The organism is Sphingomonas abietis, from assembly GCF_027625475.1.
In the GTDB taxonomy this organism is placed as follows: Bacteria; Pseudomonadota; Alphaproteobacteria; order Sphingomonadales; family Sphingomonadaceae; genus Solisphingomonas; species Solisphingomonas abietis.
This window is the reverse complement of sequence record NZ_CP115174.1, coordinates 176,599-195,779: the sequence shown is the minus strand read 5'-3', so window position 1 is coordinate 195,779 and position 19,181 is coordinate 176,599. Positions and strand designations below refer to the sequence as shown.

Below are 19,181 nucleotides of genomic sequence, written 5' to 3'. Positions count from 1 at the left end.
AACCGCGTTCAACCCGCATACAGGCCGCACGCTCTACAGCGCCGCCATCGTTTGGAAGGTTGCCGATGATGATCAAAACACCGCTCGCCCTGCTGACTGCCACCCTGCTCGCGCCCCTGGCCGCCACGGGCGCGACCGCGCAAGCGCTGCCCGATCGCCCGATCCAGCGTGCCGAGGTGATCGCCGCGGTGAAGGCCCAGTTCCAGAAGATCGATGCCAACCATGACGGCGTGGTCACCCCGGCCGAGTTCCAGGCCTATCGCGCGAAGCAGGCGAATCAGGGCGGCGGCGGCGAAAGCCCGTTCAGCCATGTCGGCGGTCACTGGTTCGACCATGCCGATCCCGACGGCACCGGCCGCGTGACCCTGGCGATGGCCGAAGCGCATCCGCTCCAGCTGTTCGACATGGCCGACATGAACCATGACGGCGTGGTCAGCACCAGCGAGGCGCATATGGCGATGGCGCTGAGTTCGTTCGGTAAATAGGCCGCGACGGGCGGACCTCGGATTCAGCGCGCCGGATCGGCCGGGACGGTGGCGAAACCGCGCCGCCTCGGCTAGGAGCGCGGCATCATGAGCGATACCGACACCCTCCGCACCGCCGCCCTCGCGTCCAAGGCCTGGCCTTATGAGGAGGCGCGCAAGCTGATCAAGCGCTGGCCGGACGGCAAAAGCGAGCCGGTGCTGTTCCAGACCGGCTACGGCCCCTCGGGCCTGCCGCACATCGGCACCTTCACCGAGGTCGCCCGCACCTCGATGGTGCGCAACGCCTATGCCGAGATGACCGGCCACGCCACCCGGCTGGTCGCCTTCTCCGACGACATGGACGGCATGCGCAAGGTGCCCGGCAACCTGCCCGAGCAGGACATGCTGCTCGCCCATCTCGATCTGCCGCTGTCCCGCGTGCCCGATCCGTTCGGCACCCATGAGAGCTTCGCCGCGCACAACAATGCCCGGCTGCGCAGCTTCCTCGACCAGTTCGGCTTCGACTACGAGTTCATCGCCGCCAGCCAGGCCTATGTCGAAGGCCGCTTCGACGAGACGCTGAAGAGCATCCTGCGCCATTACGACAAGATCATGGCGATCATGCTGCCGACGCTCGGCGAAGAGCGCCGCAAGACCTATTCGCCGATCTTCCCGATCCACCCCGAGACCGGCAAGGTGCTGCAGGTGCCGATCACGGTGATCGATGCTGAGGCCGGCACCATCGCCTATGCCGATCCGGAGACCGGCGCGCACCGCGAGCAGTCCGTACTCGGCGGCCTCGCCAAGGCCCAGTGGAAGGTCGATTGGGCGCTGCGCTGGGTCGCCTTCTCGGTCGATTACGAGATGGCCGGCAAGGATCTGATCGATTCGGTCACCCAGTCCGGCAAGATCGCGCGCGCGCTCGGCGCCACCCCGCCCGACGGCTTCAACTACGAGATGTTCCTCGACGAGCATGGCGCCAAGATCAGCAAGACCAAGGGCAACGGCCTGACCATCGAGGAATGGCTGACCTATGCGCCGATCGAGAGCCTCGCTTTCTATATCTATCGCGAGCCCCGGAAGGCGCGCGCGCTGAGCTTCAGCGTGATCCCGCGCGCGGTGGACGAATATTACCAGTTCCTCGCCGCCTACCCCACCCAGCCGATCGAGCAGCAGCTCGGCAATCCGGTTCACCACGTCCATCTCGGCCGGGTGCCGGCGCCGGACATGCCGATCACCTTCGGGCTGATGCTCAACCTGGTCAGCGTCGCGATGACCGAGGACAAGGCGTTGCTGTGGCGCTACGTCCAGCGCTACGCCCCCGCGCTCAGCCCCGAGACGCACCCGGCGGTCGATCGCCTGCTCGGCTATGCGGTGGCCTATTTCCGCGATTTCGTCGCCGCCACGCTCCACCGCCGCGCCCCGACCGATCAGGAGCGCGCGGCACTGGCCGATCTCGATGCCCGCTTCGCCGCGCTGCCCGGCGATGCCGACGCCGAGACGATCCAGAACGAGGTCTACGAAGCCGGCAAGGCCGCCGGCTTCGAGCCGCTGCGCGATTGGTTCAAGGCTTTGTACGAGACGTTGCTCGGCTCTTCGCAGGGTCCGCGGATGGGCAGCTTCGCCGCGCTATACGGCCTGGCAGAAACGCGCGCGCTTATTTCCGACGCTTTGGCACGGCAGAACTGAACCAACTGCTTCATCGGGCGTTCATGCGCACGGTCCTCCCCCTTTCGGACTGGTGTCGTGTGCGCTCAACGGCGCACCGCGCCGGCCGCGTCGACGCTTCCGCACGGCGCGGCCACCGGGGCGGGGTGGGACGCCTCGTCATGCGTCGGCGGCCGAGCCGATGGCTTCAGCTCCGCTTCATCGCCCGGCCCCTAGGAGAGGCCCCCTAGGAGAGATCATGCGTTTTCAAGCACCTATCGTCCTCATGGCGCTGATCGCCAGCGCCGCCCCCGCAATGGCGGCCTCGCCGCGCGACGATCTGATCCGCGCCGCCTTCGCGACGCGCGACAAGACCCAGGCGCAGGCGCTGGTCAACCAGGCGATCGCGGACAGCCAGGCGACGCTGGCGCAGACCCCGAACGATCGCGAGGCGAAGCTGCAACAGGCGCTCGGCATCGGCTATCGCGGGCAGCTCAAGCGCTCGCCATCCGACGCCAAGACCGCCCATAGCCTGCTGGAGGCACTCGCCGCTGCCGATCCGCGCGATCCCGAAGCCCAGGTGGCGGTGGCCGGCTGGCATCTGACGGCGGTGGGCGATCTCGGCAATTTCCTCGCCCGCACCCTGCTGGGCGCCAGCCGCGACACCGGCTTCGCGGCACTCGACAAGGCGGTGGCGCTGGGCGGGAACCACGCCTTCTTCCCGGGCTATGCCGCTCTGATCCGGATCAAGCTCGACAGCTCGGACACCGCCACCCCGCTCCGCCTCGCGCAGCGTGCCGCCGCCGCCCAGGCGTCCAGCCCGATCGACCGCGTCATGCAGCGCGCCGCCGAGCGGATCGTGCCGCTGCTCCAGGCCGGCAACGGCAAGGCGGCGTCCGACCTGGCGAAGCAGCTGCTGCCGTTCGGCGCGCTGAGTTAGGCTTCCCCCCGCTCAGCCTTTCGGCGCGCCGGGCTTGGGCCGTGCCCGGATCCGCACGCTGCGGCCCGCCTTGCGATCGACGTCGAAGGCATCGGTCTTCTCGACCAGCGTGACCAGCTTGGGCTGCCCGAAGGTGCGCGGATCGAAATCCGGCGACAGCGCCAGCAGCCGCTGGCCGACGCCGCCGAGCGGCACCCAGCCCTCCTCGTCCTCCATCTGCGCGATGGCGCGGCGGATCAGCGCCACCGCGATCGCCGGCGGCCGCGTCGTCGAGGCCGGCCTTGCATCGGGCTTGTCGGGCTCGGCCGCGGTCGGCGCTTCGGGCAGCAGGTTTTCGGTGTAGATGAAGCGGTGGCAGGCCTGGCGGAAGGCCTCAGGCGTCTTCTTCTCGCCGAAGCCATAGGCCAGCAGGCCCTGCTCGCGCATCCGCGCCGCCAACCGCGTGAAGTCGCCGTCCGACGAGACGATGCAGAAGCCATCGACGCGGCCGGCGTGGAGCAGGTCCATCGCGTCGATCACCAGCGCGATGTCGGAGGCGTTCTTGCCGCTCGTCGTCGCGAAATTCTGGTGCGCGAGGATCGCATGGTTGGACAGGATCTCCGCCCAGCCTTTCAGCCGTCCCTGCGAGAAATCGCCATAGATGCGCCGCACGCTGGCCTCGCCCAGCTCGGCAATCTGCTCGAACAGGCCGGGCGCGATCCGCGGACTGGCATTGTCCGCATCGATCAGGACGGCGAGGCGGACGGCACGCGGATCGCTGCTCATCGGCTTATCCGGCCTTCTGCTGTTCGGCGATCCAGTCGTCGATCTTCTTCTCCAGGACGCCCATCGGCAGCGCGCCGGTATCGAGCACCTGCGCATGGAAGGCGCGCGGATCGAATTTGGCCCCCAGCGCCTGCATCGCCTTGTCCTTTTCCTTCTGGATGGTCAGCTGGCCGATCTTGTAGGCCAGCGCCTGCCCCGGCATCGCGATATAGCGCTCGACCTCGGCGGTGGCGTCGGTCTTCGCCATCGGCGAGTTGGCGAGCATGTAGGCGATCGACTGATCGCGGGTCCAGCCCATCGCATGGATGCCGGTATCGACCACCAGCCGCATCGCACGCAGCATCTCGTCGGACAGGCCGCCCATGCGCTGATAGGGATCGGTCTCCATGCCGAGCGGCTTCCACAGGCTTTCCGAATAGAGCGCCCAGCCCTCGACATAGGCGGTGTTGCCGCCGAAGCGCATGAACGCCGGCAGCGACGGATCCTCCTGCGCGATGCTGATCTGGAAATGGTGGCCGGGGATCGCCTCGTGCAGGAACAGGGTCTCGTCCTCCCACATGTAGCGCGAGGGGAGATCGTAGGTGTCGTAATAAAAGACGCCCGGCCGCGATCCATCCGGCGTGCCCTGCATATAGTCGCCGCCGGCCGAGGTCTTCTCGCGATAGGCCGGGGTGGCGCGGATCTCGAGCGGGGATTTGGGCACGAGGCTGAACTGTTCGGGGATGCGCTTCATCACCCGCTCGCGGATCGCGAGGAAATTCTGGTGCAGCTGCTCCTTGCTGCTCGGCTGGAAGCGCGGATCGGTGCGCAGGAAGGTGAAGAAATCGGCGAGCGATCCCTTGAAGCCGACCGCCTGCTTCTGTGCCTCCATTTCCCTGGTGATCCGCGCCACTTCGGACAGGCCGAGCTTGTGGACGGTCTCGGCGGTGAGCGGCAGCGTCGTGTTGCTCTCGATCAGATATTGGTAGAGCTTGGCCCCGCCCGGCATCTGCGACAGCCCGACGCTGTCGCGCGCGACCGGCAGATAGTCGGTCTTGAGGAAATCGCGCAGCCGGGTTTCGGCCGGGATGATGCCGGTGCGGATGATGTCCGCATACTCCTTGGTCAGCCGTGCCTGATCGGCGGCCGAGATGCTCGCCGGGAATTTGTTCACCGGGCCATAATAGGTCGAACCCTCGACTCCCTGCGCGATCTGCTGGTCGAGCTGGTCGATCACGTTGTTGACGACCAGCTTGGGCTGGACGACGCCGGTCTTCATCCCCTCGCGGAAGCGCGCGATCGCCTCGTCGAGCATGTGGACATAGTCGCGATGGCGCTTGAGGTTATTCTCATAGTCGGCGAGCGTGTTGAACGGCGCCGCGCCCGTACCCGAGGCGATATCGGGGTAGAAAATGTGGACGCCGTTGAAATGGTCGATCGGCCGCACGATCGTCTCTTTCAGGATATCCGGCGCGTAGCTGCGCAGATCGAGATCGGTCTGCCACCGGAACACGTCATAGGCGATCTGGTCGACAGGGTTCAGCTTCGTCCGGTCGATCGCGGCGAGGTTCTTGAGGTCGCTCTCGTCGGCCGCCTTGGCCTCGGCGACGGCTTCGTCGCTGAAGAAATCGCCCAGTCGATCCGCATAGCGCAGATCGCCGCGGAACAGCGCGCTCAGCGGATTGCGCTTCAGCATCGCCTCGTCGCTGTCATGGAAGAGCTGGCGCAGCTTGGCATCCTCGGGCGACGTCGCTTCGGGCGTGGCGGCGGGAGCGGCAGCCTGCGCGAAGACGGGCTGGGTGAAAACGGGCGTGGTCAGCAGGGTAGCGGCGAGCAGCATCGCGAACGGGCGCATGGAACCTCCGAAGGGGTGGGATGCGCCATGCTAGGAGCCGGGGAAAGGCGGGGCAAGCAGTGTCTTATACGGGTCAACCACCCCGCTCGCGGGGGAGCGGGGTGGCGACAGGCCGGCCGTGAGCCGGATCACATCAGTAGAAGAAGCCGTTATTGACCTCGAGCACGCGGCCGGTGCGCACGTTCACGAGCAGCACGTCATTGCCGTAGCGCACCCAGCGGGTGTCCGCGCCGACCGGGCGAAGATGATAGCGGCCGGCATCGATCCAATAGTTGCGGCCGTAGAAGACCGGATCGAAACGATAGCCGATGGCGACCGGGCGATAGCGCCAATCGGCGCGCGGGCCGCGATAGGCACCGCCGCGATAGATATCGGGATGGGCGCGGCGATAGTCGCGCCAATCCTCGCGACGCTCCTGCCGATCGTCGCGAATGTCGCGGCGGGCATCGCGCGCATCGTGGCGATCGCCACGCCACTGGGCGTCACGCAGATCGCGACGATCCTGCTGGATTTCACGGTTGTCGTGGCGGACCTCGCCATAGGATTGCGCCATCGCTGCGGCGGGGATCAGGGTCGCGGCCAGGGCCGAGGCCAGGATGAACTTGCGCATGAGAACACTCCTCTTCTTTTCGGGCGGATGACAGGAACCGGACCACACCGCCTGACGACTATTTGAAGGATTCGAACTGAACCATCATCGAACGAAGACTTTATCCTTCGTTCATCTTCGCGATATTGGCGCCCCGAGGGTCAGCGAACCAGCAGCCGACGACCCAGCAGCCGACGAGCGCTGGACGAAAAAAGGCCCGGCGCGGAATTTTCCACGCCGGGCCTTCGCAATGTCGCGGCGATTACCAGAAGAAGCTGGGAATCTCGTCGATCACGGTGCCGGAATAGACATCGATCAGCAGCGCATCGTTATAATAGCGCACCCAGCGATAATTGCCGTAGGCCGGCGGCAGGCGGTAATAGCCCGGATTATCGATCCAGTAATTCTGGCCGAAGAAGATCGGATCGATGCGGACGCCGATGCCCCAGCGACGGTAGCCGCCGCCATAGCCATAAGGCGCGCGATACTGGCCGGCGCGGTAATAGCTGCGATGGCTGTTGCGCCAGCCCTGCCAGTCATAGCGATTATCCTGGCGCCAGCCGCGATTCCAGTTGCCGCCGCCGCCGCCATGGCCCTGATCCCAGCCGCCGGGCCGGCCCTGGCCGCGATCCCAGTTGCCGCGATCGCCACCATGCTGCCAATCCTGGCGCTGCGCCTGACCGCGATCATTGTTGCGCCAGACCTGCACGCCATTGTCGGGGCGACCCGAGACATGACGGCCTTCGTCGCCGCCCGGTCCACCCTGGCCCCCGCCCGGGCCACCGCCCTGGCGCGGCTGCCAGCCGCCGTTGCCGCCGCCATTGCCCTGCGGACGATATGGGCCCTGCCCGCCCTGGCCGGGGCGTTGCTGCTGCTGATATTGCGGCTGCCCCTGGGGGCGCTGCTGGCCCTGGGCCTGCGGCTGGGGCTGTCGCTGGCCCTGCTGGCCTTGCGGCCCCTGTTGGCCCTGCGGACGGCCATCGCCATGATCGCCACCGTCGCCACGGCCGTCATGAGGCGCGCCGCCGCGATCCCCGCGATTGTCGCCGCCATGGTTCCAGTCCTGCGCCAGGGCGGGCGCGGTCATCGCCGCCGCCGATGCCAGCAGCAGCGCGGATATCGTGAGTCTTACCCTGCCCATGTCCTTATCCTCTCTCGGGCGCGGAGATGCGCCGCCATAAATCGTTTATGCGACCGCGCTGCTGACGAGCGGCTGAACCCGTTCGTCAGCAATGGGAAAGCTTGTGGCTTCCACCGGCCACGCCTTCAACCGACAGGCGGCCGGGAGAGGTTCCGGCGCCCGACACCGGCGCCGCCTGCGGAATCGGACATTAGAGCTTCGGGCCGGCCAGCGCCTTGGCGGCCTCCAGCAGTTCCACCGGCAGCATGGCGATGACGGTGCTGTTATGCTCGGCGCCGATTTCGGACAGCGTCTGCAGCCGCCGCAGTTCGAGCGCGCCGGGGCTGGAGCCGATCATCCGCGCTGCGTCGGCCAGCTTGGCGGCGGCCTCATTCTCGCCCTCGGCCTTGATGATCCGCGCGCGCTTCTCGCGAATCGCCTCGGCCTCGCGCGCGATCGCGCGCTGCATGTTCTCGGGGATATCGAGATCCTTGAGTTCGACCGCGTCGACCGCGACGCCCCATTGCTCGACCGCCCGGGCCAGCATCCCCATCAGCCGCTCGTTGATGACGACGCGATCCTTGAGCAGCTGATCGAGATCGGCCTGCCCGATCGTGTCCCGCAGCCCGGTCTCCGCCGCCTGGAGCACCGCCCGTTGCCAGGCCTCGACCACGGTCAGCACCCGCGTCGGGTTGGTCGCGCGGAACCACAATACCGCGTTCACCCGCACCGCGACGCCATCGCGGGTCACCGTCTCCTGGGTATCGAGCGCCACGGTGAGGGTGCGGGTATCGACCTTGACCGCGCGATCGACGAACGGGATCAGCCAGTACCAGCCCGGCCCCTTGGGCTCCCGGACCCGGCCGAGCCGGAATACGACTGCGCGCTCATATTCCTGATTGATGCCGAACGTCTTCAACGCCGCCACCAGCAGCGCGATGATCGGGAAGGTCAGAAACCCCAGCATCGGCACCATCGTCATCGCCCCTCGCCCACGCGGCCGAGGCCGCCCGTTCCGAGACTAGGCGATTTCGATGGCGGTGGGGAGAGCGGGCTATTCGAGCGTGAAGCCGATCTTCAACGTCACCTGATAATGATCGACCTTGCCGTCCACGACATGACCGCGGGTCTCGACCACCTCGAACCAGCGGACATCGCGTATCGTCTCCGCCGTCTTTTCGACCGCGCCGGTGATCGCGTCCTCGATCGAACTGTGGGAGGTGCCCACCACCTCGATCACCTTGTAATTACGGTCGGACATGGTCGTCTCCTCTTGCGGTTCGACTCACCAACGCGGCAAGGGCCATATCGTCCCATCGCGCTGGCAGCGGGCAAGCCGGCGACCGCGCGAAGCCGTCGCCCCGCCGCCGATCAACGGGTGACGGGCGACGGGCGAACCGGCGTGGCTGGGAAACGCCACGCCCTGGAATCACGACAGCCCAGAATCGCGACGACCTGCTCATCAAAAGGCCCGGGAATCGAAAAAGCCCGACCCGCGCTCATTGGCGCGGGCCGGGCCTTCGGCATCCCCCTCCGGGAAAGACTTATTCGTGAATCGAGTTCAGATTCACGGCCGCGTACTTGCCGCGGCGATCGACTTCGAGTTCGAACTCGAGACGATCACCCTCGTTGAGCGAGGTCATGCCGGCACGCTCGACAGCCGAGATATGCACGAACGCATCGGGCTGGCCATCGTCGCGCTGGATGAAGCCGAAACCCTTCATCGGGTTGAAGAACTTCACGGTGCCGGACGACTTCTCGCCGGTCAGCTGGCGGGCCGGGGCGCGGGGCGCTTCCTCGACCGGGAGCGCATCGCCCTCGATCTTGAGGTCGGACGCCGAAACGCGACCACCACGATCGACCAGCGTGAACGCCAGCGGCTGGCCTTCGGCGAGGCCGGTGAGGCCGGCCTGCTCGACCGCCGAGATGTGAACGAACACGTCTTCGCCGCCATCATCACGGACGATGAAGCCAAAGCCCTTCTGACCGTTGAAGAACTTGACGGTGCCCTTGGCCTCGCCAATCACCTGGGCCGGCATGCCGCCGCCGCCGCGCGGGCCGCCGAAGCCGCCACCGCCGCCGCCACGACCACCACCGAAGCCGCCACCGCCGCCGCCGCCGCCGAAGCCGCCGCGACCACCGCCGCCGCCGCCGAAGCGATCGCCGCCACCGCCGCCGCCGCCGAAACGGTCACCGCCGCCGAAGCCGCCGCCGCCACCGAAACGGTCGCCGCCACCGAAGCCGCCGCCGCCGTAGCTGCTGCCACCACCGAAATCGTCGCCGCCGAAGCCGTCGCGCTTGTCCCTGCCGCCGCGCTGCCCGCGCCGCCCACGATCAAAACTCATGCTGGAATAATCTTTCCCGGGTCGCCCAATAACTCTTGGAAGGTCGCGCGCCGGGCGTAGCACGCGGGCCTCCGGGCGCGGAACTTGAGAGCGCGCCTATTGCGACTCATAACTGATTATCCACAGGGCCGCGAGCCATTTCATCGTGCGTTCAGGCCGGCACGTCTCCCGGTGACATGTTTGCAACGGTCGAACATCGAAATGCTTGCGGAAGCCGGCCGATTACGGGCACGGTCGGCCGGTCATGCCATCGATCCTCTCGCTCCTCGTCGACCCCGGCGCCTGGGCCGCCCTCGCCACGCTCATCGTGATGGAGGTGGTTCTCGGCATCGATAATCTCGTCTTCGTCTCGATTCTCTCGAATCGGTTGCCGCCCGAACAGCAGACGAAGGCCCGCCGACTCGGCATCGGCCTGGCGCTGCTGCTGCGGCTGCTGCTGCTGGCGACGATCAGCTGGCTGGTCGGGCTGACCCAGCCGCTGCTCGATCTCGGCATCCATGGCCCGCTGGTCGACGGCCATCCGGCGTTCGATACCGCCTTTTCGCTGCGCGACCTGATCCTGATCGCCGGCGGGCTGTTCCTGATCTGGAAGGCGACCAAGGAAATCCACCACACGATGGAAGGCGGCGAAGAAGAGGGCATGGCCGGCGGCAAGCCCGGCCTCTCCTTCGGCGCGGCGATCGCGCAGATCATCGCGCTCGACATCGTGTTCTCGATCGATTCGATCCTCACCGCCGTCGGCATGACCGAGCATCTGCCGATCATGGTCGTCGCGGTGATCGTCGCCGTCGGCCTGATGATGGTCGCCGCCGATCCGCTCGCCCATTTCATCGCCAGGAATCCGACGGTGGTGATGCTCGCGCTGGGCTTCCTGCTGATGATCGGGGCGGTGCTGATCGCGGACGGCTTCGGCGTCCATGTGCCCAAGGGTTATATCTATGCGGCGATGGCCTTTTCGGGCGGGGTCGAGGCGCTCAACATGATGGCGCGCAAGCGCCGCACCAAGCGCCATTGAGCAACCGTCGCCAAACGCCTATGCGCGGAGGCATGACCGTATATTTCCATGAAGAAGACCTGCCTGCCGACGTGTTCGCGCCGGGCGCCTCGGTGGCTGTCGATACCGAGACGATGGGGCTCATCACCCCGCGCGACCGGCTCTGCGTGGTGCAGATCTCGGACGGCGGCGGCGACGAGCATCTCGTCCGCTTCGCGCCGGGCAGCGACTATGCCGCGCCGAATCTGCGTGCGGTGCTGGGCGATCCCGATCGGCTGAAGCTCTACCATTTCGCCCGCTTCGATCTCGCCGCGATCCGCCATTATCTCGATACCGTGGCGGCGCCGGTCTATTGCACCAAGATCGCCAGCCGGCTGATCCGCACCTACACCGACCGCCACGGGCTGAAGGAACTGGTGCGCGAGCTGCTCGGCCAGGAGGTCTCCAAGGTCCAGCAATCGTCCGACTGGGGCGCGCCCGACCTGTCCGACGCGCAGAAGGATTATGCCGCCTCCGACGTCCGCTTCCTCCACGCGATGAAGGAGAAGCTGGACGCGCGGCTGATTCGCGAAGGGCGGATGCATCTGGCCCAGGCCTGCTTCGACTTCCTCCCCGCGCGCGCCGAGCTCGATCTCGCCGGCTGGCCGGAAATCGACATCTTCGCGCATGCCTGAGCGCCATCATGCCTGAACCCCTTGCCGGCACGCTGTCCGACATCGGGCTCGTCGAGCGGCGGAAGCGGCGCGCCTGGGCGATGCCGGGATCGAGCCATGATCGCATCATCGCAGTGGCGCGGATCACGCTGCCCGCCTCGGTGCTGGTGCTGGTGCTCGCCCTCGGCTTTGCGCCGCTGACCTCGGGGCGCGACATTTCGTTCGTGCTCTCGAAGGATCGCGTCGCCGTCGCCAAGGAGCGGATGCGGGTGAGCCAGGCGCTCTATCGCGGCGAGGACAGCAAGGGGCAGCCTTTCTCGCTGACCGCGCTCTCCGCCGTCCAGCAGACCTCGGCCGATCCGGTGGTGAAGCTCAATACGCTGGCCGCCAAGATCGCCTTGCAGGGTGGCCCGGCGACGATCGTCGCGCCGACGGGCACCTATAATATGGACAACCAGAAGGTCGGGCTGAACGGCCCCGTCACCTTCCACAGCGCCGATGGCTATCGCCTCGATACCCATGACGTCGATCTCGACATGCAGACCCGCAAGCTCGCCAGCCGCAATCCGGTGACCGGCACGATGCCGCTCGGCAACTTCAGCGCGGACCAGCTGCAGGCCGATCTCGACAGCCATGTGGTGGTGCTGAATGGCCATGCCCGCTTGCATATCACCCAGCGAAACGGCACATCGCCGAAATGACGATCCGCCGCGCCGCGCCGCTCCTCCCCCTGACGCCCGGCGCCCTGCTGCTGGCGGGCCTGATGATCGCGGGTTCCGCCCACGCGCAGCAGCAGCAGCAGCAGGCGAAGCATAACAGCAACGCCCCGGTCGATTTCGACGCGGACCATATGGAGGTCCATGATCTCGAGCATCGCGCCTTCCTGACCGGCAGCGTCAAGGCGGTGCAGCAGGACATGACGCTGACCGCCGATCGCGTCACCGCCAATTACACCGGCAGCATGGCGAACAGCGGCGGCCCCGGCGGCGGCGCGCAGGTGCATCGGCTGGATGCCACCGGCCATGTCGTCGTCACCCGGCCGACCGAGGTGGCGCACGGCCAGTACGGCATCTACGATCTCGACAAGCGGCTGGTGACGATGATCGGCAACGTCACGCTCGATCGCACCGGCGCCAATGCCAGCACCGTGCGCGGCGGCCGGCTGGTCATCAATCTCGACACCAACCAGGCGGTGATGGATGGCGGCGCGGTCGGCGGCAACGGCACCAGCGGCAAGGGCGGCCGCGTCTCCGGCCGCTTCACCGTCCCGCAGAAGAATGACGGCACCGCCGCCGCCAAGCCCTCCGCGACCAAGCCGGCCGGCCAATAGGCGCTTCCGGCACCACCCTCGCCCCTGCCGGCCCCGACCACGCGGGGGCTTGATCGCCATGCACGAAGCCTGCCACATGCGCGCAGGCAGACAAGGCCAGCCATGAACGACACGATCCTCACCCCTCGCGAAAGCGCGTCTCCGGCGCGGCCGTCCACCCGCGCGCTGTCGATCGTCTCGATCGCCAAGGCCTATGACGGCCGCCCGGTGCTGCAGGATGTCAGCCTGGAGGTGGCACGCGGCGAGGTGGTCGGCCTGCTCGGCCCCAACGGCGCCGGCAAGACGACCTGCTTCTATTCGGTGATGGGCCTGGTCAAGCCCGATGCCGGCCGCATCCTGCTCGATGGCGAGGATATCACCGCGCTGCCGATGTACCGGCGCGCGATCCTCGGCCTCGGCTATCTGCCGCAGGAGACCTCGATCTTTCGCGGCCTGACGGTCGGCCAGAACATCGCGTCGGTGCTCGAGCTGTCCGAGCCCGATCCCGGCCGCCGCGCCGAGCGGCTCGACACCCTGCTCGCCGAATTCCACATCGAGCATCTGCGCGACTCGAAGGCGACCGCGCTGTCGGGCGGCGAGCGCCGCCGCTGCGAGATCGCCCGCGCGCTGGCCGGCGATCCGACGATCATGCTGCTCGACGAGCCGTTCGCGGGCATCGATCCGATCTCGATCAGCGACATTCGCGAGCTGGTGAAGGATCTCAAGCGCCGCGACATCGGCGTGCTGATCACCGATCACAATGTCCGCGAGACGCTCGACATCGTCGATCGCGCCTGCATCATCTATGATGGCAAGGTGCTGTTCCAGGGCTCGCCGGCGGCGCTGGTCGCCAATCCGGACGTGCGCCGCCTCTATCTCGGCGAGGGCTTCGCGCTCTAACGCCGATGGGGCTTGGTCCGCGCCTCGATCTGCGGCAGTCGCAATCGCTGGTGATGACGCCGCAGCTCCAGCAGGCGATCAAGCTGCTGGCGCTCTCCAACCTCGAAATCGAGGCGTTCATCGCCGAGGAGCTGGAGAAGAACCCGTTGCTCGATACCGGCACCCCCGAGGAGGTGCGCGAGCCGGAAGCCGATTTCGACGCCGAGCCGGCGGAGCCGACCGATGCGCTGGCCGGCCTCCACGGCGCCGGGGACGATGCCCCGCTCGACGTCGACTATGCCGCCGAGACCTTCCACCACGATTCCCCCTCCGACATGATCGGTGCCGATGGCGCGGGCGCCCAGGGGATGGACGGCGCCCTCGGCATCGATGGCGTCACCGGCGGCAACCGGGACGGCGGTGGCGAGGGCGGCGACATTCAGGATAGGCTGGCGAGCGCGATCGGCCTGGCCGATCATCTGATGGCGCAGGCCGGGCAAATCCTCTCCGGCACCGATCTGGCGATCGCCGGCCACATCGTCGATGCGCTGGACGAGGCGGGCTACCTCACCGTGCCGCTGGTCGATCTCGCCGAGCGGCTGGGCGTGCCGCTCTATCAGGTCGATCATGTGCTGGCCGTCGTCCAGACCTTCGATCCGACCGGCGTCGGCGCCCGCGACCTGGCCGAATGCCTCGCCTTGCAGGCGAAGGAGGCGGATCGCTACGATCCGTGCATGGCCAAGCTGATCGCCCATCTCGATCTGCTCGCGCGCGGCGATCTGCCCCGGCTGCGCCGCATCTGCGGGGTGGACGACGAGGACATGCAGGACATGATCCGCGAACTGCGCGCTTATGATCCCAAGCCCGGCCTGAAATTCGCCGGTGGCGAGGCGCAGGCGGTGACCCCCGACGTGTTCGTGGCGCGAACCGCCAAGGGCTGGGCGGTGGAGCTCAACAATGCCACCCTGCCCCGCCTGATCGTCAACCGCAGCTATTATGCAGAACTCTCCGGGGCCGCACAGGATCGTTCGAGCAAGGCCTGGCTCAACGACAGCCTGCAAAGCGCCAACTGGCTGATGAAGGCGCTCGACCAGCGCGCCCGCACCATCATCAAGGTGGCGAGCGAGATCGTGAAGCAGCAGGACGGCTTCTTCCGTCACGGCGTCGAGCATCTCCGGCCGCTGACGCTGCGCACCGTGGCCGAGGCGATCGGGATGCACGAATCGACCGTCAGCCGGGTCACCTCGAACAAATATCTCGCCAGTCCGCGCGGCCTGTTCGAGCTCAAATATTTCTTCACCAGCGCGATCCAGTCCGCCGATGGCGGCGAGGCGGCATCGGCGCAGGCGGTGAAGAGCCATATCGCGAAGCTGATCGCCGAAGAGGCCCCCGACGCCATCCTGTCCGACGATTCGCTGGTCGATCTGCTCAAGGCCCGCGGCTTCGACATCGCCCGGCGCACGGTCGCGAAATATCGCGAAGCGCTGGGCTTCGGCTCGTCGGTCCAGCGCCGTCGCCAGAAACTGCTCTCGCGCTGAACCGCAGCATTGCCGGCGCACAAAAAAAGGCCGCCCCGAAGGACGGCCTGAAGTTTTAGGAGAGGATGCCTGAAAGGCGTAGTCTTTGTGCATCGCACCATGGAATTTTGCAATTGCTAAGCGCGCATATAGTGATTGCACTAATGACAATCGTTTGTTGCGCCGAACGAATGCCGAGCCATGCCGTGCCGCGCACCCATCGGGTGCCGCGCCCTCGTAAAGGCGGCGGGCCATCCTCATTATAGCGCGGGCAGTCCCTGCCCCGGAGCGATTCATGACCCTGTATGATGCCAGCATCCCCGTCTTCCTGCGCGCCTTCGGCAATCTTTCCGCGATTCTCGAAAAGGGCCGCGCCTTCGCCGACGAGCGGGGCATTGCCCATGCCGAGCTGCTGGAGGCGCGGCTGATCGCCGACATGGCGCCGCTGACCGCGCAGATTCAGCGCTGCAGCGACAGCGCCAAGGGGGTGGCCGTGCGAATCGGCCAGCTTCCCGACGTCGCGATGCCCGACACCGAGACCAGCTTCGACGCCCTGCAGGCGCGGATTGCCGCGACGGTCGCGCTGCTGCAGGCGACCCCGCCCGAGAGCTTCGAGGGCCGCGAGCAGGCCATCGTCACCCTGAAGACCGGCAAGGGCGAGGTCTCCTTTCCGGCGCGCGACTATCTGCTCGGATTCGCGCTGCCCAACTTCTTCTTCCACGTCACCACCGCTTATGGCCTGCTGCGCATGAAGGGCGTGCCGATCGGCAAGCTCGATTATCTGGGCGGCGTCTGATCGCGGCGCGCGCGTCCGCGGCCGGGCCGGCGGATGCGCGCCGGGGCTGAGAATGATTCGCCACAGGAACCTGCACGGCGGCGGCTCGTACCTCCCGGCGTAGACCGCCTGACGGAGCAAGCCCATGACCACCGAGACCGCCTTCCTCACCGACGTGAAGACCCTGCGCGCCCGCGCCAAGAAATCGCTCGACGACGGCGCCGTGATGCCGACCTATCAGGGCGATCCCGAGAAGACGATCGAGCTGCTCCAGGCGGTCGTCGCGACCGAGCTGGTCTGCGTGCTGCGCTACCAGATGCACGCGATCGCCGCCGAGGGCATCACCTCCGAAAGCGTCGCGGCCGAGTTCACCGAACATGCCGAGTCGGAGCACAAGCACATGCTGATGGCGGCCGAGCGGATCGACCAGCTCGGCGGCATCCCCAATCTCGATCCCGAGGGCCTCGCCAGCCGATCGGCCACCGAATATGGCAAGGGCGGCAATCTCGTCGAGATGATCAAGCAGAACCTGATCGCCGAGCGGATCGTGATCGAGCATTATCAGGAGCTGATCCGCTATTTCGGCGACAAGGATCCGACCACCCGGATCATGCTCGAGCATATCCTCGCCGAGGAGGAGGATCATGCCTCCGACATGCACGACCTGCTGGTCGCGCATGAAGGCACGCCGTTCCTGAAATAAGCCCCGAAGCATAACCCCGAAGTGATGCCCCCCGGCCGCCGCGGCCGGGGGTCATGCGGCCTGTGGGTTTTCCCGTTTCACGAATCCTTGACCAGGCTTGAACTGCGAAATCCCGTGACATGCCTTCGCCATAAGATGAATCTGCTATCCCATAAATTAAAAATTCGCGGCGGGCTTTTGCCCGCAAACTGAATCGTCACTTGATGGCAAATATCGTCTCTGACCGATTTCAGTGGCCTTGAGAGCAGGAATTCAGACCCGCAAAGGGCTGACTCAAAGCTCAACCGATTTTGCGCCGGCGCTAGTACCCACGCCCACCCGCAGAGAGAGGACAGGTCCCCCATGTTGAGCTAACGCGTCCACGATAAGGGGCATAATGCCAGCGGCCATGTCATCGGCGTACAGGTTATTTATATACTGATACTCGCCGTACGCTGGCGACAAGCAGCGCCAAGGGCATCGGGTCTGAAGGACATAGAAAATGCCATCATATCGTCGCCGAAGCTCGTCAAGCCTTGAGCGCCATTTGTGTAGAGACTTGTGTTCCTGGAGGATCTGATGAACGGCATTCCATTGCCGATCACTCATCTTAAAATCTTCTCTCGGAGTCACGGACTGCCGCGCTATCACCGGGAGCGGGGCTTCGTACGGCATTCCCAATGCCTGGAAAATTTCCGCCCTCTCAAATAGTTGAAGCGTTTTCGTAGATCCCAGCACCGGAAGTACGCCTGTTTCTCGAATAGCTGCGCTCGCATTCGTCGTGGAAACCCGTTCGTCAGCCTTCCTACATCGACTTGTAAAACGATAGAACGCAGCTTTTACCTGCGAAAACGTCGCATACTTTTTCCTGAATAAATCGACAGATTTCTCAGAAATGTAAAAGTCATTCCCTCCCACTCGGCCATCTTTTTTTGTGTCTAGGAAACCTGCTGAGCTTATAATCCATAAACTAGACGCACTAATTCCGATTATATCAGGCACTTCGGACCGGATAAGGTAACCACACGGTCTATATCGCTCGAGAAGCGCTTGTTTGAATTATCTAACATTTATGATGCTTCTTTTGAAGCCACCAGCTCCATTCAGCATTCCTCGACATTTTACCCGTCCGCTGAGTAGCAGATCTAAATAATAGTTGCCAAAAGTTGGCCCGCCGGCACGAAAGTCAAATAGAGCACAGTGCCCCCCGGCTATTGCGTCGACAGATTCCGCCCCATTCGATAATTTCTCTATAAGCTCTTCAATCGAATTTTCGTCAATAAATATTCCCCTTTTGAGCACCAATAGCCAAATTAAAATCAGCAGATATCCGGACTCAACGATTTTTCGCAAAATCACATAATCTATTTCGTATTTCTTCACCGCATCTTTGAGATTTATCAGACCGCCTCTTTTCTCAATCTCAACCGTACTTCCTGCGCTTCGCGCAAAGGTTAACTCCCCCGCATGTGAGGAAACAAATCGAGAGGACAGATACTCGTTGAACACTCGGTCAATTCTTGTCCCGCGAGGTACGCCACGTCGAATGAGGAGGTTTTGGAACTGGCGAAAACCTGGGCTCATCTCCCTCAGCTCGGGGAGTGCGTGGTCTAGGGCATTTTGGAGACCCGACAATCCTTCACTTAACGCGGACCACCCGACGTCGACCAGCAATTCAGTTTCGCTCTGCTTCAACAAACCGCCTTGAGCAAGGGGGACGTTACTGAGTGCACGCCCCAACGATAAAACTAACAATCTCGCATGTGCTATTGAATAATCATCTAAAATATTATCTCCGCACGGTTTAAGTAGTAATCTTGAGTATATGTATCTGTCAAATCCGGTCAGTTTTCTTTGAAGAGGGGTGCCGATCAATCGGCGGTTATCGTTGCCACAATTACAAATCACCGGATTCATAGTGCTCTCTGAGAATCGAACATGGCACTCTGGACATACATCGAGAAACTGAGTGTCGTGTCGGTCGCAGCCTGCGAGGAACCTAAGATCCCATTCAGCCCTCCTAAAAGGGCGAAGGGAAAACAGACCCGAACGCGTCTGCATATCCTCGTCCAGACACTGAGGACAAACTCTACCAGACCTTCGCAAATCTTGGTTCAATCGACTGGATTTACTAATCCAGTTCATGCGGCCAAGATTTCTTTGGATTTCTTTCGCAGAAATAACTCCAGAGTTTATCTGATCGATAGAAAATCCGCTGATTCGCGAAAGAGCGTCGGGCAATTTATCCGAAACTATAGCCTCGTGCAGCGCAGCGATGCTGCCAACAGCCGACGTGGCTAGTAAATCCCTTGCAGAGGCACTGTCGCTGCGGAGCGCTAACCGATTGAGCAATCCCCATGCCGGCTCGCCTTCCGCCCATCGAACTCGCAGCGAGGATGGGATCAGGTTAAACTGGTGCACGCCCAGCTCCGGGCGAGATTTTGATCTCAGCGCGCCGAAAGATGTTTGTTCTCAACGTCGGCGGGCTGAACACTGGCGAAACTGCCGTCCCGAGTAGCCGATCGAGGCTTGCACGAGATCCTACGCCGCAGAGCTCTCGGACCTCGCTCGCTGAGACAAATCTGCGATGGAAGTCGTCTACAGACGATTTGGACACACCGAACCGGCCAGTTCTGACTTCTTTGTTGAGATATCCGTTTTTCGCGAG

The 19,181-nt window shown here is 64.7% G+C and carries 20 protein-coding genes; 11 read left to right on the top strand and 9 right to left on the bottom strand.

Features of this window, described 5'->3' with window-relative positions:
• The first annotated feature begins 65 nt into the window (after nt 1–65).
• The 3 genes from PBT88_RS00995 (at nt 66) to PBT88_RS00985 (ending at nt 3,051) form a co-directional block, all read left to right on the top strand.
• Complete coding sequence (locus PBT88_RS00995) at nt 66–485, top strand: EF-hand domain-containing protein (RefSeq protein ID WP_270077402.1); 420 nt, start codon at nt 66–68, stop codon at nt 483–485.
• A gap of 87 nt (nt 486–572) precedes the next feature.
• Entirely contained in the window at nt 573–2,153 is a 1,581-nt protein-coding gene (locus tag PBT88_RS00990; RefSeq protein WP_270077401.1) for a lysine--tRNA ligase, read from the top strand.
• Nucleotides 2,154–2,370: 217 nt separating this feature from the next.
• A complete protein-coding gene (locus PBT88_RS00985; RefSeq protein WP_270077400.1) occupies nt 2,371–3,051 on the top strand; it encodes a hypothetical protein in 681 nt (226 codons plus the stop codon).
• A gap of 12 nt (nt 3,052–3,063) precedes the next feature.
• Here the strand turns inward: PBT88_RS00985 and PBT88_RS00980 are convergent, their stop codons facing one another.
• The 7 genes from PBT88_RS00980 to PBT88_RS00950 all read right to left on the bottom strand — a co-directional run bounded on the left by PBT88_RS00980 (nt 3,064) and on the right by PBT88_RS00950 (nt 9,704).
• The gene (locus PBT88_RS00980) at nt 3,064–3,816 is read right to left on the bottom strand and encodes an NYN domain-containing protein (protein WP_270077399.1); all 753 of its coding nucleotides are present in this window, start codon (nt 3,814–3,816) and stop codon (nt 3,064–3,066) included.
• Nucleotides 3,817–3,820: 4 nt separating this feature from the next.
• On the bottom strand, nt 3,821–5,650 hold the full coding sequence (locus PBT88_RS00975) for a DUF885 domain-containing protein (RefSeq protein WP_270077398.1): 1,830 nt from the start codon (nt 5,648–5,650) through the stop codon (nt 3,821–3,823).
• A gap of 133 nt (nt 5,651–5,783) precedes the next feature.
• A complete protein-coding gene (locus PBT88_RS00970) occupies nt 5,784–6,260 on the bottom strand; it encodes an RcnB family protein (protein WP_270077397.1) in 477 nt (158 codons plus the stop codon).
• A 241-nt stretch (nt 6,261–6,501) separates the two neighbouring features.
• Complete coding sequence (locus PBT88_RS00965; protein WP_270077396.1) at nt 6,502–7,380, bottom strand: RcnB family protein; 879 nt, start codon at nt 7,378–7,380, stop codon at nt 6,502–6,504.
• A 190-nt stretch (nt 7,381–7,570) separates the two neighbouring features.
• Complete coding sequence (locus PBT88_RS00960) at nt 7,571–8,326, bottom strand: SPFH domain-containing protein (RefSeq protein ID WP_270077395.1); 756 nt, start codon at nt 8,324–8,326, stop codon at nt 7,571–7,573.
• An 87-nt stretch (nt 8,327–8,413) separates the two neighbouring features.
• Nucleotides 8,414–8,620, bottom strand: a complete 207-nt coding sequence (locus PBT88_RS00955; RefSeq protein WP_270077394.1) for a dodecin — start codon at nt 8,618–8,620, stop codon at nt 8,414–8,416.
• A gap of 283 nt (nt 8,621–8,903) precedes the next feature.
• Nucleotides 8,904–9,704: a cold-shock protein gene (locus tag PBT88_RS00950; protein ID WP_270077393.1), complete on the bottom strand. Its 801-nt coding sequence runs from the start codon at nt 9,702–9,704 to the stop codon at nt 8,904–8,906.
• Nucleotides 9,705–9,948: 244 nt separating this feature from the next.
• Here PBT88_RS00950 and PBT88_RS00945 point away from each other — a divergent pair, with 244 nt between their 5' ends.
• The 8 genes from PBT88_RS00945 to PBT88_RS00910 all read left to right on the top strand — a co-directional run bounded on the left by PBT88_RS00945 (nt 9,949) and on the right by PBT88_RS00910 (nt 16,534).
• Nucleotides 9,949–10,719: a TerC family protein gene (locus PBT88_RS00945; RefSeq protein WP_270077392.1), complete on the top strand. Its 771-nt coding sequence runs from the start codon at nt 9,949–9,951 to the stop codon at nt 10,717–10,719.
• A gap of 32 nt (nt 10,720–10,751) precedes the next feature.
• Complete coding sequence (locus PBT88_RS00940; protein ID WP_270077391.1) at nt 10,752–11,372, top strand: ribonuclease D; 621 nt, start codon at nt 10,752–10,754, stop codon at nt 11,370–11,372.
• An 8-nt stretch (nt 11,373–11,380) separates the two neighbouring features.
• Nucleotides 11,381–12,052, top strand: coding sequence for an LPS export ABC transporter periplasmic protein LptC (gene lptC / locus PBT88_RS00935; RefSeq protein ID WP_270077390.1), 672 nt, complete (start codon nt 11,381–11,383; stop codon nt 12,050–12,052).
• Nucleotides 12,049–12,681, top strand: coding sequence for an LptA/OstA family protein (locus tag PBT88_RS00930; protein WP_270077389.1), 633 nt, complete (start codon nt 12,049–12,051; stop codon nt 12,679–12,681). Before lptC ends, PBT88_RS00930 begins: the two co-directional genes overlap by 4 nt.
• A gap of 102 nt (nt 12,682–12,783) precedes the next feature.
• Nucleotides 12,784–13,560 carry an LPS export ABC transporter ATP-binding protein gene (gene lptB, locus PBT88_RS00925; protein WP_270077388.1) on the top strand — a complete coding sequence of 259 codons (777 nt, stop codon included), beginning with the start codon at nt 12,784–12,786 and terminating at the stop codon, nt 13,558–13,560.
• Nucleotides 13,561–13,565: 5 nt separating this feature from the next.
• A complete protein-coding gene (gene rpoN, locus PBT88_RS00920; RefSeq protein ID WP_270077387.1) occupies nt 13,566–15,077 on the top strand; it encodes an RNA polymerase factor sigma-54 in 1,512 nt (503 codons plus the stop codon).
• Between the two features lie 274 nt (nt 15,078–15,351).
• Nucleotides 15,352–15,852: a DUF1993 domain-containing protein gene (locus PBT88_RS00915; RefSeq protein ID WP_270077386.1), complete on the top strand. Its 501-nt coding sequence runs from the start codon at nt 15,352–15,354 to the stop codon at nt 15,850–15,852.
• 124 nt (nt 15,853–15,976) lie between these two features.
• Nucleotides 15,977–16,534 (top strand): ferritin-like domain-containing protein, encoded by a 558-nt coding sequence (locus PBT88_RS00910; protein WP_270077385.1) that lies wholly within the window; start codon nt 15,977–15,979, stop codon nt 16,532–16,534.
• A 273-nt stretch (nt 16,535–16,807) separates the two neighbouring features.
• Here the strand turns inward: PBT88_RS00910 and PBT88_RS21095 are convergent, their stop codons facing one another.
• Nucleotides 16,808–17,122 (bottom strand): transposase, encoded by a 315-nt coding sequence (locus PBT88_RS21095; protein WP_407696545.1) that lies wholly within the window; start codon nt 17,120–17,122, stop codon nt 16,808–16,810.
• Between the two features lie 450 nt (nt 17,123–17,572).
• On the bottom strand, nt 17,573–18,934 hold the full coding sequence (locus PBT88_RS00905) for a TniQ family protein (protein ID WP_270077384.1): 1,362 nt from the start codon (nt 18,932–18,934) through the stop codon (nt 17,573–17,575).
• Nucleotides 18,935–19,181 lie beyond the last annotated feature (247 nt).

Bases quoted from the DNA above. Each gene is read 5' to 3' on its own strand.
- lptB (WP_270077388.1), top strand. From the start codon at position 12,784: ATGAACGACACGATCCTCACCCCTCGCGAAAGCGCGTCTCCGGCGCGG.
- PBT88_RS00980 (WP_270077399.1), bottom strand. From the start codon at position 3,816: ATGAGCAGCGATCCGCGTGCCGTCCGCCTCGCCGTCCTGATCGATGCG.
- PBT88_RS00915 (WP_270077386.1), top strand. From the start codon at position 15,352: ATGACCCTGTATGATGCCAGCATCCCCGTCTTCCTGCGCGCCTTCGGC.
- PBT88_RS00995 (WP_270077402.1), top strand. From the start codon at position 66: ATGATGATCAAAACACCGCTCGCCCTGCTGACTGCCACCCTGCTCGCG.
- PBT88_RS00970 (WP_270077397.1), bottom strand. From the start codon at position 6,260: ATGCGCAAGTTCATCCTGGCCTCGGCCCTGGCCGCGACCCTGATCCCC.
- PBT88_RS00960 (WP_270077395.1), bottom strand. From the start codon at position 8,326: ATGCTGGGGTTTCTGACCTTCCCGATCATCGCGCTGCTGGTGGCGGCG.
- PBT88_RS00945 (WP_270077392.1), top strand. From the start codon at position 9,949: ATGCCATCGATCCTCTCGCTCCTCGTCGACCCCGGCGCCTGGGCCGCC.
- PBT88_RS00950 (WP_270077393.1), bottom strand. From the start codon at position 9,704: ATGAGTTTTGATCGTGGGCGGCGCGGGCAGCGCGGCGGCAGGGACAAG.
- PBT88_RS00985 (WP_270077400.1), top strand. From the start codon at position 2,371: ATGCGTTTTCAAGCACCTATCGTCCTCATGGCGCTGATCGCCAGCGCC.
- PBT88_RS00940 (WP_270077391.1), top strand. From the start codon at position 10,752: ATGACCGTATATTTCCATGAAGAAGACCTGCCTGCCGACGTGTTCGCG.
- PBT88_RS00930 (WP_270077389.1), top strand. From the start codon at position 12,049: ATGACGATCCGCCGCGCCGCGCCGCTCCTCCCCCTGACGCCCGGCGCC.
- PBT88_RS00910 (WP_270077385.1), top strand. From the start codon at position 15,977: ATGACCACCGAGACCGCCTTCCTCACCGACGTGAAGACCCTGCGCGCC.
- lptC (WP_270077390.1), top strand. From the start codon at position 11,381: ATGCCTGAACCCCTTGCCGGCACGCTGTCCGACATCGGGCTCGTCGAG.
- PBT88_RS00965 (WP_270077396.1), bottom strand. From the start codon at position 7,380: ATGGGCAGGGTAAGACTCACGATATCCGCGCTGCTGCTGGCATCGGCG.
- PBT88_RS00990 (WP_270077401.1), top strand. From the start codon at position 573: ATGAGCGATACCGACACCCTCCGCACCGCCGCCCTCGCGTCCAAGGCC.
- PBT88_RS00975 (WP_270077398.1), bottom strand. From the start codon at position 5,650: ATGCGCCCGTTCGCGATGCTGCTCGCCGCTACCCTGCTGACCACGCCC.
- PBT88_RS21095 (WP_407696545.1), bottom strand. From the start codon at position 17,122: ATGAGTGATCGGCAATGGAATGCCGTTCATCAGATCCTCCAGGAACAC.
- PBT88_RS00955 (WP_270077394.1), bottom strand. From the start codon at position 8,620: ATGTCCGACCGTAATTACAAGGTGATCGAGGTGGTGGGCACCTCCCAC.
- rpoN (WP_270077387.1), top strand. From the start codon at position 13,566: ATGGGGCTTGGTCCGCGCCTCGATCTGCGGCAGTCGCAATCGCTGGTG.